Here is a 15011-nt window from a genome sequence, read left to right as displayed (position 1 = left end):
CAAATATCCCTTTTCTCGCATCCAATCATCATTAAACATTTTACCTACATAGCGGCTTCCATGGTCGTGAAATAAAACAACAATTACGTCATCTTTTGTAAAATGTTTTTTTAATTGGAGTACTCCTTTTATAGCAGATCCTGCAGAATTTCCTAAAAACATTCCTTCCTCTTTAGCTAGTCTTTGGGTATATAAAGCTCCATCTTTATCAGTTACTTTTGTAAAACCATCAATAATATCAAAATCTACATTTTTAGGCAATATATCCTCCCCAATACCTTCAGTCACATAGGGATAAATCTCATTTTGATCAAAAATCCCTGTTTCATGGTATTTTTTAAAAACACTTCCATAGGTATCTATACCCCAAATTTTAATATTTGGATTCTTTTCTTTTAAATATTTACCAACTCCAGATATAGTCCCACCAGTACCTACACCTACAACAAAATGTGTAATTTTTCCTTCTGTTTGTTTCCAAATTTCTGGTCCAGTGGTATTAAAATGTGCGTCTATATTTGACTCATTAAAATATTGGTTGATATATACAGATCCTTTTGTTTCTTCATGCAAGCGTTTTGCAACACTGTAATAAGAACGAGGATCATCTGCACTTACATTTGCAGGACACACATATACCTTTGCTCCCATTGCTTTAAGAGCATCTATTTTATCTGGAGATGATTTTGAACTTACTGCTAGAATGCATTCGTAGCCTTTGATAATACTAACCATAGCAATACTAAAACCTGTGTTACCAGAGGTCGTCTCTATGATTGTATCTCCAGGTTTTAAAACTCCATTACGCTCTGCTTCTTCTATAATATGAAGTGCGATACGGTCTTTTGAAGAATGTCCTGGATTAAAGGCTTCTACTTTAGCATAAAAGTCTCCATCAAAATCTTTAGTAATTCTATTCAGCTTGATAAGTGGCGTATTACCTATAAGTTGTAATACATTATCGTAAACATGAAGTTGATCAGCCATAAAAATTAAGTTAGATGTTGAGTTTATTTCTGGTTAAAATCAATACTCAAATCGGAACAAAAGTACTATATTTTTTGTTATTTATCTATGTTTTCTAGATCTAATAAGAATGCATAATCTTTTGCCACCTCTTTTAAGGCTTCAAATCTACCCGAAGCACCTCCATGACCAGCGTCCATATCACAAAAAAACAAGACTTGATTATCTCCTGTATTATACTCTCTTAATTTGGCGATCCACTTTGCAGGTTCCCAGTATTGCACTTGGCTATCGTGATATCCTGTGGTTACAAAAACGTTTGGGTACGCTTTCGCGAAAGCGTTATCATAAGGACTATAACTTTTCATATAATCATAATACTCTTTTGTGTTAGGATTTCCCCACTCATCATACTCTCCTGTGGTTAATGGGATAGTGTCGTCGAGCATTGTGGTCACAACATCTACAAATGGTACGGAAGCAATCACACCGTGATACAGTTCTGGCGCTATATTCATAATCGCACCCATTAAGAGACCACCAGCAGATCCTCCTGAGGCATATAAATGTTCTGAAGATGTATAGTCTTGATCTATTAAATGTTTTGAAACATCTATAAAGTCTGTAAAAGTATTTTTCTTTTTAAGCAGTTTTCCGTCTTCGTACCACTCACGTCCTAAGTATTCTCCGCCTCGTACGTGTGCAATTGCGTAGATAAATCCGCGATCAAGTAATGTTAATCGGATGCTAGAAAATGAAGGGTCAATCGTATTACCGTAGCTCCCGTAGGCGTATTGTAAAAGCGGAGCATTCCCGTTTTTCTTAGTGTCTTTATGGTAGACGATAGATACAGGAACTTTTACACCATCTCTGGCAGTTGCCCATATCCGTTCCATGATATAGTTTTCTTTTTTGAAGGTACCGCCTAGCACTTCTTGTTCTTTTTTTACTTCGCGTTCTTTTGTGACCATATTAAAATCAATCACAGATGTAGGGGTGTTTAATGCATTATACCCATATCTAAGAATTTCTGTATCAAAATCTACATTGGTTCCTGTGTTTGCTGTATAGGTTTCATTATCAAAAGGCAAGTAGTAGTCTTCTGTGCCATCCCAACGCTTAATATGTATTTTATTAAGCCCATTGGTACGCTCGCTTACCACTAAAAAATCTTTAAATATATCTACATCTTCTAGAAGTACATCTTTTCTATGCGGTATTACTTCGGTCCAATTTTCTTTTTCGGTAGCAGTTTCTGGAGTTTTCATCAACTTAAAGTTGGTTGCATCATCCATATTGGTAAGAATATAAAAATCTTCATCATAATGTGCCACACTGTATTCCAAACCTCGCTCTCGTTTTTGTAGCATTTTAAAATCACTTACGCCATCTTCTGCTGTCGTAAACTGATATTCAGAAGTAAGGGTACTACTTGATCCTATCATGATAAACTTCCTAGATTTTGTCTTATAGACATACGTATTAAAAGTCTCGTCGTCTTCTTGAAAAACTAGTTGATCTTCTTCAGGGGAAGTTCCTAATATGTGTTTAAAGATTTGATTTGAGCGTAAGGTCTCTTCGTCTTTTCTAGTATAATAGAGGGTTTTATTATCGTTTGCCCAGATAGCTCTTCCCGTTGTATTTTCTATTTTTTCTTCAAGAAGTTCTCCAGTTTCAAGATTTTTAAATTGGATGGTATACTTACGTCTACTTACAAGATCAGTACCAAAAGCAGCCATTTTATTGTCTTCAGAAATGGTATATCCAGCTTGATCAAAATATGCATGGCCTTCTGCCATCACATTATTATCAAAAAGAATAATCTCTTCGTTATCTAATGAATCCTTTTTTCTACAATAAACAGGATATCCTTTTCCAATTTCATAACGACCGTAATACCAGTAGCCATTTCTTTTATAAGGTACCGATGCATCATCTTCTTTGATGCGACCTTTCATTTCTTCAAACAACGTTACTTGAAAATCTTTGGTATGTTCTGTCAGTTTATCATAGTAATCATTCTCTCGCTCTAGATAATCGATAACTTCAGGATGATCTCGCTCATTCATCCAAAAATAATTATCTACGCGTATGTCACCATGCTTTTCTAGATTTACTGGTTTTTTTTCTGCTTTTGGAGGAATGATGTCTTTTGCCAAATTTCTTGTTTTTTTTTGATTACAACTAATTACAAAAATAAGGGTAAGTAGGAACAAGGGAACTATTTTTTTCATACTTTATTTGTAGATTCGGAAGGGTCAATTTAATAAATTTGTAGCAATCATTTTAAAATTATAAAATATGTTTGGAGATATGATGGGCCTTATGGGAAAATTACAAGAGGCAAAAGCTAAGGCAGAGGCAACTAAAGAAAGACTTAAAACAGTGCTTGTTGATGAACAATCTAGTGATGGCCTTCTTAAAGTGACAGCTACGGCAAGTGGACGTATAAAAGAAATAGAACTATCTGAAAATCTTTTACAAGATAAAGAGCAGCTAGAAGACTATCTTATTTTAACCATAAATAAAGCATTAGAGAAGGCACAAAATATACACGACACAGAAATGGGAGCCGTCGCAAAAGAAGGAATGCCTAATATCCCTGGTATGGATCTGTTTAAGTAATATCGATTATATCGCTTTCTTTTTCTACAGTCTCAACTTTTTTTCTAGCAATTACAAAAGTATAAAACCACATCAATGTAAAAGAAGGAATGATGTCTATTCCTGGTAAAATTTCTTCTATAAAGGTGGCAGCTCCTGCGATCTTACCTGCATTCCCTTTATACATCTTTGTCATGATCCAAGCAGAAAGTGGTGCCCAAACAATATCTGCAAAATCACCTATAAGCGGTAGTATCCAGCTAGATGTTAGAATGCCTACCCCGTCTATAATAAGACCAATAATTAATAATTTGTATTTACTCATAATTGTATTAAATATAACACTTTTGTTCAAGCAATTGGTATACCAAATATAATTATGAGCAAACGCTTATGATATTATGATAAACTTGAGCTTATTAATTTAAGAAATTCTGTGCGGGTTTCAATTTTTTCAAACTGTCCTCTAAAGCCTGATGTGGTGGTTGTAGAATTTTGTTTTTGAACACCACGCATCATCATACACATGTGAGACGCTTCTATAACGACAGCCACTCCTTTAGGCTTTAGTGTATCATTAATACACTCTAAGATATCGTGTGTTAATCGTTCTTGTACTTGTAAGCGTCTTGAGAACACATCTACAATACGAGGGAGTTTACTCAAACCTACAATATGACCATTAGGGATATAAGCAATATGAGCTTTTCCGAAAAATGGTAACATATGGTGTTCACATAAAGAGTATAACTCTATATCTTTTACAATGACCATATCGTCATAGTCTTCCTTAAACATGGCACCTTTTAAAATTTTGGCAGGGTTCATATTGTATCCGGAAGTAAGATACTGCATTGCCTTTGCGGCTCTTTCTGGTGTTTTAACAATTCCTTCTCTTGAAGTGTCTTCTCCTAAATCATCTATAATGGATTCAAAATTCTTTTTAATACTCTCTGTTACTTCAATATTGTATTCTTCAAATTTTCTGTATGGCATATTTTTTCTTTATTCAGCAATTATTTTTTTTCAGTTTCAGTACCCTGTGATATTTAAATGTTAGTAATGATTACTTTGTATAATCACCTAGCAATAATGAAGATACAAGTGTAATTATTTTTGTTTAACTAAAAAAGAAAAATATATCACAAAGTACTGTTCTACAAATATACTTTTTTTGTTAACGAAGCTCACTTTCTTTTTAACTTTTAATTAGTACAATGATCTTATAGACACCTTTAGATTTGTAACTTTAACAAAAGAGTTCTTTTATGCATAAGGGTGTTTCCGTTTTTTTAGTTGTTTTTGTTGCTTTATTACAGCAATCTGTGCTAGCACAAAAAAAAGAACTTACGGCGACTAGAATTGACACCCCTCCGAAAATAGATGGAATATTAGATGATGCTATATGGAGTAAACTTCCTGCGTATGGAGACTTTCAGATGTTTGAACCTGGAAATGAAGGTACCATCGAAGATGCTTTTCGCACAGAGGTTAAAATGGCGTATGATGATAGGGCAGTCTATGTTGCCGCCTACATGTATGACCCTTCTCCAGACTCTATTGCAAGTCAGTTTTCGCAACGGGATGAAATTTTTGTGCAAGCAGATCACTTTATGGTGGCGCTCAATACCTATGATGATGGTATCAATGAAACGCGATTTTATGTGACCAGTGCAGGTACTATCGGAGATCAAAGGGTGACGCAAAACGATCGTGACTTTGGTTTTAATGTTGTTTTTCAGTGTAGGGTATCGCGTGATGAAAAAGGATGGTATGCAGAGTATCGCATTCCTTATAATGCCTTACGCTTTCCAGTAGTTGATATTCAAAACTGGAGTGTAAATTTTTATCGTAGACTTTTACGTAAAAATGAAACTCACACGTGGAGTCGGATTCAGCGTGGGATAGGAAGAGATACGCAATATAATGGGATTGTAAATGGCGTTCAAAATATTGACCCTCCAGTGCGTCTTACTTTTTTTCCTTTCGCGCAAGCGCAAACCATCACATTTGATGGAGAAAACCAAACCAACTTTGCAGGGGGATTGGATATTAAATACGGACTCAGCGATAGTTTTACGCTAGATGCCCAATTAATACCTGATTTTGGACAAGTCGCTTTTGATAATGTACGTTTAAACTTGGGACCCTTTGAACAAACCTTTGGTGAAAATAGATCCTTCTTTACCGAAGGAATTGATCTTTTCCAAAAGGGAGAAATTTTCTTTTCAAGACGTATAGGGGGCAGCCCTTCTGGAAGCGTAGACAATCTTGCAGAAAATGAAGAAATCATTGAACAGCCCGATAACGTAAAATTGCTAAATTCTGTAAAATTATCTGGACGTACTAAAAATGGACTAGGCGTTGGTGTCTTAAATTCTGTAGGAGAAAATACCTTTGCGATCATACGTGATACGATTACTGGTGAATCTAGGGAAGAACGTATAGAGCCTTTGACAAACTATAATGTAGTAGTAGTTGATCAGCAATTTAATCAAAACTCTTCAGTATCACTCATCAATACAAGTGTGATACGAAGCGGGAGTAATTTTAGAGATGCTAATGTTACTGCAGGTGTGTTTGATATCGCAGACAAAGGCAATAACTATAGAGGTTCAGGAAGAGCGGTGATAAGCAATGTAAGTACGCCTGACGGAATTAAAACAGGATTTCAATCAGAGTTTGACTTCTTTAAAATTAGAGGAGCGTGGCGCTATCGTTTTGGGCATGATCTTGCAAATACCAAATTAGATATTAATGACTTAGGGTTAAATTTTAGAAACAACTTTAATAACTTTTCAGCTTCTGGATCGTATGAGTTGATACAACCCAGAGGTAAATTTAATAGATACCGTATCAGTTTATCGGCAAGGCATAGAAGACTCTATAGACCTAGTGTACAAACTAGGAATAGTATAGATATAAATACTTTTTTTGCCACGATAGAGCGATTTGCTTTTGGAGTAGATGCAGATTATAACTCTCGTGACAATGACTATTTTGAACCAAGAGTAGAAGGACGATTTGTCGTTTTTGAACCGAATGCAAGTGTACGTGGTTTTATATCTACAGACTTCAGAAAAAAGTTTGCTTTTGATCTACGAGGTAGTGTACGCCAGTGGTTTGGTAATCAAGACCAGGTAAACTACAGCCTTAACTTCTCTCCGAGATACCGCTTTTCAGATAAGTTTCTCTTAATCCTTTCTTCTAATTACAGCACCCGCAAGAAAAACTTTGGCTGGGTAGACAATACAGATACCGACGTATTCCTAGGACTTAGAGATGTTACTTCTTTTGAAAACACCATTAGTGCAAGTTATAACTTCGATCCTTTTAAAGCGATTGATCTACGCCTACGTAATTTCTGGAGCGTCGCAGACCATAGTAGTAATATCTTTTTTATACTAAATGAAGATGGATCCAGAACAGAAATAGACGACTATGATATAACAGTGCTTAGAGATCCGAATGCCAATTTTAATATTTGGAATATGGATTTGAGTTTTAGATGGCGATTTGCGCCTGGAAGTGAAGCTACCCTTCTTTACAGAAATCAGATTTTTAATAGCGATGATCAATCTCAATTGAATTATACACAGAGTCTTAATTCGTTATTTGATCAACCCTTACAACATACCGTATCACTTCGGGTTACTTACTTTATAGATTACAACAACATAAAAACGGTCTTTAAAAAGACGTCATAAACTTTTTACGATTGCTTGATACTATATAATGTAGTACTTTCACTTCGTAAATACAGCCAATGGTAACAGCAAAACATATTTCAAAAACGTATGGTGATCTTCAAGTACTCAAAGATGTCTCACTAGATATCAAAAAAGGAGAAGTCGTTTCTATTGTTGGTCCTAGTGGAGCTGGTAAAACGACCTTACTTCAAATACTCGGCACACTAGATACACCAGACGTTCTTGAGAATACTTTTTTAGAAATAAATAATCAATCTTTAGGTAGGCTTTCGCCAAAAGAACTTAGCCAGTTTAGAAATAAGCACATTGGCTTTATCTTCCAATTTCATCAGTTATTACCTGAATTTACAGCTATAGAAAATGTATGTATTCCTGCCTACATTGCAAAAATACCTAAAGCCGAAGCAGAAAAAAGAGCCAAAGAACTTTTAGACTTTTTAGGGCTTTCACATCGGTACCATCATAAACCTAATGAGCTTTCTGGAGGAGAACAACAACGCGTTGCCGTAGCAAGAGCGCTAATGAATAAACCTGCCCTCATTCTTGCAGATGAGCCTTCTGGAAATTTAGATACAGAAAGCGCAGAAAATCTTCATGAGTTATTCTTTAAACTCCGTGATGAGTTTGGACAGACCTTGGTCATTGTTACTCATAACGAAGAACTCGCAGATATGGCAGATCGTAAATTAACCATGGTAGATGGCTCTTTTGTAACTCAATAATATGCTCGCTGTTTTAATATACTGGTGCTATCTATTTATAATAACAAGTACTATAGGGGTTGCATTTCAAGACAGTTTCAAACTCGGAAAATCCCATCCAGTTATTACCTTTTTCTTGGGAGGATTTGCCATTGCTTTACTAGCAAGTATTTGGGCTATTTTCAGCGGATTACAAATCTATTTTGAAAGCATTCTTATAGGCATTACTCTAGGTTTAGGACTATGGAAAAGAAAGGTATATAAAGGGTTTCTCCTTTCGCTTAAAGCGAAAATAAAAACACTCCCACCCTATCTCAACATCCTATTAATTATCATCACGCTATTTGCCGCAGCACAATGCGCAAGTGCCCCCTATATATTAGATAATGAATCCTATTACATACAAACCATCAAATGGCTTGACACCTACGGATTTGTAAAAGGGCTCGCTAATTTTCACTTTTTTTTAGCTCAGCATTCTGGATGGCATATCTTACAAAGTGCGCTTAACCTAAATGAAATAGCACCCTTTTTTAATGACATCAATGGGTTTTACCTCGTTCTCGGTAATGTGTATGCACTAGACAAGTTAGGACACTATTTTAAACAAAAAGAAAAGCATCTATTACTCATTGGGTTATTTCCTATTTTTAATGTATTCTTATTCCAATTTATCAGTACACCATCGCCAGATTTACCCATCTATCTACTTTCCTTGATAATCTTTGGAGAGTTTTTAACGCACTATCTATCAAGCAAAGAGACGCCCCTTAGCATCATATTTGTTTTAGGTGTATTTGCTGTTTTTATAAAAGTAACAGCTGTTTTTCTCATTATATTCCCTGTCATTTTATACATAAAAAGTAGAAAATCTGTCAAGCAAGATCTACTGAAATTATCAATAATTTCAGGAATTGCTTTTGTGCTTTTTGCAGTAAAAAACAGTATTATTTCTGGCTATCCACTCTATCCTATCGCTAGTTTTAGATTGACCAGTGTAGACTGGATGTTGCCTTTGCAACTACAAGAATATCTTGTAGAAACGACAAAACACTATGCCTTTTTCTTAACCCCAAAAGAATATGAAAATAGTACGCTATTGCAGCGTATCATACACTGGCTTCGACTCCCAAAACTTCACGGCTTATTTAATATCGCGATGTGTGTTGTCCTGATTCTTTTTCCGTTTTTTATTAGAAAAGTTCGTTTTAAAAAACCACTCTATATTCTTTATTTCATAAGCATTGTACAACTCTTGTTTTTATGGCTAACCTCGCCTCAATATCGCTTTTTTTTAGGGTTCTTTATGCTACTAGCACTTACCCTAATCGCTGTAAGTATTACTAAAAAATCTCTTATCAAAATAGGTCTTACCCTAGCTACGATAGCCATTGCCGTCCCTTTATTTATTCCATTTAATCTTAATACACTTACGGAAAATAAATTTCAATTAAGTCTTAGTGTATTTTCTTTAAAATACCTTGTCAAACCACATCCCAACACAAAATACACCCAAGCCACCTACACTGTCCATCAGGAAGGAAATCTAAAACTTTATACACCTACAAATATTGATTTCTTTTGGGCGACAGGAGATTGTGAGCTTCCTTGTATTCAATTACAGCATCTCAATGATTTTAAAGCCTATTTTAGATCGGTGCCACAAATGCGTACGAACAATCTAAAAGATGGTTTTTACTCCTATACCTTCGACAATGAATAAAAAAGAACTCAAGAGTTTTCTGGACGAGAAAGCACTACAATATGAACGTCCAGATTTTATTCCGCATGATCCTATTCAGATTCCGCATCGGTTTGAGAAGAAAGAAGATATCGAGATTGCTGCTTTTTTGACAGCAACCATTGCTTGGGGAAATCGCAAAAGCATTATTACCAATGCGACCAAACTGATGGATCTGATGGGCAATGAACCCCATGAGTTTATCTTAAATTATCATGCTGATCAAGCAGAATATTTCACGGGTTTTGTGCATCGAACATTCAATGAACTGGATGTAGAAACCTTTATCCGTTCGCTTCAAAACATCTATCAAAACCACAACGGACTCGAAGCGGTGTTTGCGTCTGGAATCACCAAAGAAGGATTACAACCAGCTATTTCCCATTTTAAAGAAGTATTTTTTGAAATCCCTCATCTGCAACGTACACAGAAACACGTGAGTGATCCGTTACGGAATTCGGCAGCGAAGCGCATCAATATGTTCTTACGTTGGATGGTACGTGATGCCAAATCAGGCGTTGATTTTGGAATTTGGAAAAATATCTCACCCTCGCTTCTTTCCTGTCCGCTGGATGTGCATACGGGTAATGTAGGAAGAAAGTTAAAATTGCTTTCGCGAAAGCAAAATGACGCCAAATCTCTCGCCGAACTTGATACATCATTACGAAAATTAGATCCTCACGACCCTGTAAAGTATGACTTTGCCTTGTTTGGATTAGGCGCTTTTGAAGGATTCTGAAAATAGCTATTGGCTTTTTTAGCTAGTAGTCGTTAGCTATTAGATGGTAGTTGGAATCAAGATTCAAGACTTGATATATATATATATAAGATATTATTCTTTTAAAATTACCACTTGATAAGAAGGATAGGGATATGTAAAATAGAGTACTACTCTAAAATAGAGTGTTACTCTATTTTTAAAACGACACGCATATCGGGAATTTATAAGCTATTAATAATCACAGATCACTAACCACTACCAACTAAAAGCCACAAGCTAAGAGCTAAAGACTAACGTCTAAGAGCTACCGACTAATAGCTAAATCTCATATATTCTATTATTTTTTTTCTGAGTACGCTTTCGCGAAAGCGAAATTACGTACATTAGAGTTTCCATATCTAAGTACGATTTAAACACTTAGATAAGATTAAATCATTCAATAATCTAGCAAAATAACAGCGCTATGAAGAAACTAACAGAAGCACAGATTAAAGACCGTTTAGAAGATTTTCCAGATTGGGAATATGATGAAAATGCGATTCATACCACCTTGGAGTTCGAAAATTTTAGAGAAGTATTTTCTACAATGACGCGTATCGCTTTTGAAGCAGAGCGTTTACAACACCATCCAGATTGGAGTAATGTGTATAATGAGTTATCTATCTCATTATCGACACACGATGCGGGTGGAGTCACTGAAAAAGATTTTGATTTGGCGGCTGCGATTGAGGATATTCTCAATGCATAGATACTTTGAAAAGTCTTACTTTTTATTATTTTTACAGACTTAAATCAGCTACTTCGTGATAGATTTACGAAGTATAATTTGGAAATTGACTTTTTAATTTCAACTTAAAAGTCGTAAAATGAACCCTTTTGAGGGATTAAAGTTTATTATGGGAAGAGCATTTGAATTTAGAAAAGCACGTAAAATGAAACGTTGGAGCGCGATGTCAAAAGCGTTTACACGTATTGGGAAAGATATTGTTATGGCTGTTAAAGAAGGTGGCCCAGATCCTGATAGTAATTCTAGATTACGCGCCGTTATTCAAAATGCGAAGTCTGTAAATATGCCAAAGGACAATGTAGAGCGTGCTATAAAAAAAGCAAGTGACAAAAGCCTTGGCGATTTTAAAGAAGTGATTTTTGAAGGCTATGCACCCCATGGGATTGCTATTTTGGTAGAAACTGCTACAGATAATAATACCCGTACCGTTGCCAATGTGCGTTCGTATTTTAATAAATGTGATGGAAGTTTAGGAACTTCTGGATCTGTTGTCTTTATGTTTGACCATACGTGTACTTTCCGTATCGAAGCAGAAGGGCAAGACGTAGAAGAAATCGAACTTGAGTTTATAGACTATGGTGCCGAAGAGGTTTTTCAAGATGAAGAAGGGATTCATATTTATGCTCCTTTTGAGAGTTTTGGTGCGATTCAGTCAGCATTAGAAGAACGCGGTGCAGAAATTTTATCTTCTGGTTTTGATCGGATTCCACAGGTAACTAAAAAATTGACACCAGAACAAGAAGCAGATGTCAATAAGCTTTTAGAAAAAATAGAAGATGACGACGATGTCCAGAACGTATTCCACACCATGGAAGCTTCTGACGACGATGAAGAAGAATAGAACATACAGTTAAAGTAAAAAGAGAGGTTGTTTTGTTTTAAACAACCTCTCTTTTGTTTCTATAAAGTTCGAATCTGTTTTAGATTCTGAATAACGATGTTTATGTTGGCTTTACAAGGTGTTGATTTTTTTGTTTTAGATAATTAGTTTGGTTTCTTTAGATGAATATCACACCTTCACAATCCCCTCCAGAAACTTTTCATTCTGCTCGGAGTCGATATAAATAAGAGGTTCAGCAAATACTATAGGCATTTGATCTGAGTACTTTTCTCTTAGTTTTTTATTGATCGTATCAAAAAGTAGCGCCTTAGAGATTCCTTTGATCACATACTGTTTTGATCCTTGTAACTTGTGATTTTCATTGAGTTCATACACTTCCTTTTCTCCTATAGATGCTTGGGTAATAAATTTATGATCAAGTAAATACACAGCAATTTCTTTTGCTTGCGTTGTACTATGAGCGACTACATTTAATAACATCATACGACAGAAGTTTTGATAAAACGACTCTAATTTAATAATAAAAAGGTGTCCTACACGTTAAAAGCGAGTTAAACTATTTATTTATAATAGTGATACTATTAAATTTGAAATCTAATATAAAATAGTATGCAACGACTTCTTTTAAATCTAAAGATCAGTGTTCCTGAAAAACTGTCTCTGAAAGATCCTGAATCATCCAGCTTAGGAAAACGCATTGTCGAGAACAGTATCATTCTCATTGATCAATTAGGCTTTGAAGAATTTACCTTTAAAAAGCTAGGCAGTGACATAGGCTCTAACGAAAGTTCTATCTATCGTTATTTTGAAAATAAACACATGCTACTATTATATTTGACCAATTGGTATTGGGGATGGATGGAGTACAGATTGGTATTTGCAACAGCTGCTCTAAATGATCCAGAACAAAAGTTACAAAAAGCATTAGATGTAGTGACACAAGTAATTCAGGAAGATTCTAATTTTTCACATATCAATGAAGTCCTACTTAGTAAAATCATCATTAGCGAGTATTCAAAATCGTACCTTACCAAAGAAGTCGATGCAGAGAATAAAGAAGGATATTTTGTCATTTATAAACGATTAATTATACGCTTACGCGAAATCATACAAGAAGTGAGTCCCTCCTATCCGTATGCAACCAGTCTTGCAAGTACCGTGTTAGAAGGAACACTACACCAACACTTTTTGAAAGAACATTTTACATCCATTACAGATTGTAATGATACCGTATCACCCACAGATTATTTTACACACTTAGTTTATAACACATTAAATTTAAGATAATATGGCAAAGACTGTTCTTACAGCTACCCAACGTCTTTCAGGTCTATTGCAGTTAGATCGAAAAGATATTAAACAAATTATTTTTTATGCCATTTTTGCTGGATTAGTGAGTTTATCACTTCCGCTAGGAATACAAGCCATTATTAATCTTATTCAAGGTGCACAAATAAGCACTTCGTGGATTGTTCTTGTCGTCTTGGTCACTATAGGAACTATTTTTGTAGTTGCCTTACAACTTATGCAAATGCGTATTTTGGAGAATGTCCAGCAAAAATTATTTGCCCGTTCTTCTTTTGAATTTGCCTATAGATTTCCAAAAATAAAAATGAGCGAATTGAGTGATTTTTATCCACCAGAATTGGCTAATCGTTTTTTTGATACCTTGACCATTCAAAAAAGTTTGCCTAAAATCTTGATTGATTTCCCTGCGGCGATTCTACAAATTATTTTTGGATTATTATTGCTATCCTTCTACCACCCATTTTTTATCATATATGGAGTACTCCTTATCTTTTTGGTATACTTGGTTTTTAGGTTTACCGCACAAAAAGGCTTGGATACCAGCCTTGATGAATCTAAGCAAAAATATAAAGTAGCGCATTGGATTCAAGAAATTGCTAGAACCATTACCAGCTTTAAACTCTCAGGACAAACCTCACACGCACTTGAAAAAAATGATAAACTCGTGTTAGAATATTTACGTGCTCGTGAAAGCCACTTTAAGATTCTTGTTTTACAATTCATGCAGATGATTGGCTTCAAAGTACTAGTTACTGGAGGGCTATTATTAATTGGAGGAATTTTAGTACTAAACCAACAAATGAATATCGGACAGTTTGTAGCTGCAGAGATCATCATTCTTTTAGTCATAAGCTCTGTAGAAAAACTGATCACTGGATTAGAATCTGTATATGACATTCTTACTTCCCTTGAAAAAATAGGGCAAGTGGTAGATAAAGATTTAGAGCCACAAGATGGAGACCGTCCACTAGATGAGCATACACCCCTTCGTGTTGAACTTAAGGATGTCAGCTATAAGCATATTATAAAAGACGTATCCTTAACACTTCAACCAGGTCAAAATTATGTGATACAAGGTCCTCAAGGTTCTGGTAAAACAACCTTACTACGACTCATCGCTGGTATTTTTGAACCAAGTGCTGGTGATATATTTATCAACGAAAGATCTTTAAAAAGTATCAATTTGAATCACTACAGATCGTATGTAGGACAATCCTTAAATGAAGAGTCGCCGTTTGAAGGCACATTAAAAGAAAACATCACTTTTGGCGATGTGACTATCACAGAAAAGCAAATTGATTGGGCAATAGAAAAGACGGGGCTTTCCGAATTTATAAAGATGCAAAATAAAGGACTACAAACCATTATTTATCCAGAAGGAAGACAAATCCCGTACACCATCACCAAAAAGATTGTATTGGCTCGTAGTATTATCAGAAAGCCTAAATTACTAATATTAAAAGACCCGCTAGATCATTTTAGCGAAAGCGAAGCAGAAAGACTTATCAAGTTTTTAACAGAAGAAGAGCACAAATGGACGCTTGTTGTCGTGAGTCAAAACCCTAAATGGAAACAGTTTTGTCATAACCATATTATTGTAGAAAAGGGATCTATCATTAAAAAAGATTAATC

General features: G+C 35.3%; 14 protein-coding genes. 9 read left to right on the top strand and 5 right to left on the bottom strand.

Annotation, left to right across the window (positions count from 1 at the left end):
- On the bottom strand, positions 1-987 hold a 987-nt coding region (locus Q0505_RS17670; protein WP_299215718.1), incomplete at its 3' end, for a cysteine synthase family protein.
- A gap of 77 nt (positions 988-1064) precedes the next feature.
- A complete protein-coding gene (locus Q0505_RS17665) occupies positions 1065-3200 on the bottom strand; it encodes a S9 family peptidase (protein WP_299215716.1) in 2136 nt (711 codons plus the stop codon).
- A 67-nt stretch (positions 3201-3267) separates the two neighbouring features.
- Here Q0505_RS17665 and Q0505_RS17660 point away from each other — a divergent pair, with 67 nt between their 5' ends.
- Positions 3268-3591: a YbaB/EbfC family nucleoid-associated protein gene (locus Q0505_RS17660; protein WP_299215715.1), complete on the top strand. Its 324-nt coding sequence runs from the start codon at positions 3268-3270 to the stop codon at positions 3589-3591.
- Here Q0505_RS17660 and Q0505_RS17655 read toward each other — a convergent pair.
- Together Q0505_RS17655 and folE are read right to left on the bottom strand one after the other, a co-directional pair.
- The gene (locus tag Q0505_RS17655) at positions 3584-3895 is read right to left on the bottom strand and encodes a hypothetical protein (protein ID WP_299215713.1); all 312 of its coding nucleotides are present in this window, start codon (positions 3893-3895) and stop codon (positions 3584-3586) included. The two genes, Q0505_RS17660 and Q0505_RS17655, sit on opposite strands and share 8 nt — an antisense overlap.
- A gap of 74 nt (positions 3896-3969) precedes the next feature.
- Positions 3970-4566: a GTP cyclohydrolase I FolE gene (gene folE, locus Q0505_RS17650; protein ID WP_299215711.1), complete on the bottom strand. Its 597-nt coding sequence runs from the start codon at positions 4564-4566 to the stop codon at positions 3970-3972.
- A gap of 272 nt (positions 4567-4838) precedes the next feature.
- On the opposite strand from folE, the gene Q0505_RS17645 reads away from it, so the two are divergent.
- The 6 genes from Q0505_RS17645 (at position 4839) to Q0505_RS17620 (ending at position 12071) form a co-directional block, all read left to right on the top strand.
- Positions 4839-7277 carry a DUF5916 domain-containing protein gene (locus tag Q0505_RS17645; RefSeq protein WP_299215709.1) on the top strand — a complete coding sequence of 813 codons (2439 nt, stop codon included), beginning with the start codon at positions 4839-4841 and terminating at the stop codon, positions 7275-7277.
- Between the two features lie 59 nt (positions 7278-7336).
- Positions 7337-8002 carry an ABC transporter ATP-binding protein gene (locus Q0505_RS17640; RefSeq protein ID WP_299215708.1) on the top strand — a complete coding sequence of 222 codons (666 nt, stop codon included), beginning with the start codon at positions 7337-7339 and terminating at the stop codon, positions 8000-8002.
- A 1-nt stretch (position 8003) separates the two neighbouring features.
- The gene (locus tag Q0505_RS17635) at positions 8004-9704 is read left to right on the top strand and encodes a hypothetical protein (protein ID WP_299215706.1); all 1701 of its coding nucleotides are present in this window, start codon (positions 8004-8006) and stop codon (positions 9702-9704) included.
- Positions 9697-10461: a TIGR02757 family protein gene (locus Q0505_RS17630; RefSeq protein ID WP_299215703.1), complete on the top strand. Its 765-nt coding sequence runs from the start codon at positions 9697-9699 to the stop codon at positions 10459-10461. Before Q0505_RS17635 ends, Q0505_RS17630 begins: the two co-directional genes overlap by 8 nt.
- 445 nt (positions 10462-10906) lie before the next feature.
- Positions 10907-11191 carry a 4a-hydroxytetrahydrobiopterin dehydratase gene (locus Q0505_RS17625; protein ID WP_299215701.1) on the top strand — a complete coding sequence of 95 codons (285 nt, stop codon included), beginning with the start codon at positions 10907-10909 and terminating at the stop codon, positions 11189-11191.
- A gap of 148 nt (positions 11192-11339) precedes the next feature.
- Entirely contained in the window at positions 11340-12071 is a 732-nt protein-coding gene (locus tag Q0505_RS17620; RefSeq protein ID WP_299215720.1) for a YebC/PmpR family DNA-binding transcriptional regulator, read from the top strand.
- A gap of 168 nt (positions 12072-12239) precedes the next feature.
- Here the strand turns inward: Q0505_RS17620 and Q0505_RS17615 are convergent, their stop codons facing one another.
- Positions 12240-12554: a hypothetical protein gene (locus tag Q0505_RS17615; protein ID WP_299215699.1), complete on the bottom strand. Its 315-nt coding sequence runs from the start codon at positions 12552-12554 to the stop codon at positions 12240-12242.
- 126 nt (positions 12555-12680) lie between these two features.
- On the opposite strand from Q0505_RS17615, the gene Q0505_RS17610 reads away from it, so the two are divergent.
- Positions 12681-13358, top strand: coding sequence for a TetR/AcrR family transcriptional regulator (locus tag Q0505_RS17610; protein WP_299215697.1), 678 nt, complete (start codon positions 12681-12683; stop codon positions 13356-13358).
- 1 nt (position 13359) lies between these two features.
- The gene (locus Q0505_RS17605; RefSeq protein WP_299215695.1) at positions 13360-15009 is read left to right on the top strand and encodes an ABC transporter ATP-binding protein; all 1650 of its coding nucleotides are present in this window, start codon (positions 13360-13362) and stop codon (positions 15007-15009) included.
- Positions 15010-15011 lie beyond the last annotated feature (2 nt).

Origin of the sequence: uncultured Dokdonia sp. (genome assembly GCF_937910895.1) — a bacterium.
Lineage (GTDB): Bacteria > Bacteroidota > Bacteroidia > Flavobacteriales > Flavobacteriaceae > Dokdonia.
Note: the sequence above shows the minus strand (reverse complement) of the source record. Positions and strands in the feature narration are given on the sequence as shown.

Coding starts and splice junctions, on each gene's coding strand:
- Q0505_RS17665 (WP_299215716.1), bottom strand. CDS start 3,200: ATGAAAAAAATAGTTCCCTTGTTCCTACTTACCCTTATTTTTGTAATT.
- Q0505_RS17660 (WP_299215715.1), top strand. CDS start 3,268: ATGTTTGGAGATATGATGGGCCTTATGGGAAAATTACAAGAGGCAAAA.
- Q0505_RS17655 (WP_299215713.1), bottom strand. CDS start 3,895: ATGAGTAAATACAAATTATTAATTATTGGTCTTATTATAGACGGGGTA.
- folE (WP_299215711.1), bottom strand. CDS start 4,566: ATGCCATACAGAAAATTTGAAGAATACAATATTGAAGTAACAGAGAGT.
- Q0505_RS17645 (WP_299215709.1), top strand. CDS start 4,839: ATGCATAAGGGTGTTTCCGTTTTTTTAGTTGTTTTTGTTGCTTTATTA.
- Q0505_RS17640 (WP_299215708.1), top strand. CDS start 7,337: ATGGTAACAGCAAAACATATTTCAAAAACGTATGGTGATCTTCAAGTA.
- Q0505_RS17635 (WP_299215706.1), top strand. CDS start 8,004: ATGCTCGCTGTTTTAATATACTGGTGCTATCTATTTATAATAACAAGT.
- Q0505_RS17630 (WP_299215703.1), top strand. CDS start 9,697: ATGAATAAAAAAGAACTCAAGAGTTTTCTGGACGAGAAAGCACTACAA.
- Q0505_RS17625 (WP_299215701.1), top strand. CDS start 10,907: ATGAAGAAACTAACAGAAGCACAGATTAAAGACCGTTTAGAAGATTTT.
- Q0505_RS17620 (WP_299215720.1), top strand. CDS start 11,340: ATGGGAAGAGCATTTGAATTTAGAAAAGCACGTAAAATGAAACGTTGG.
- Q0505_RS17615 (WP_299215699.1), bottom strand. CDS start 12,554: ATGATGTTATTAAATGTAGTCGCTCATAGTACAACGCAAGCAAAAGAA.
- Q0505_RS17610 (WP_299215697.1), top strand. CDS start 12,681: ATGCAACGACTTCTTTTAAATCTAAAGATCAGTGTTCCTGAAAAACTG.
- Q0505_RS17605 (WP_299215695.1), top strand. CDS start 13,360: ATGGCAAAGACTGTTCTTACAGCTACCCAACGTCTTTCAGGTCTATTG.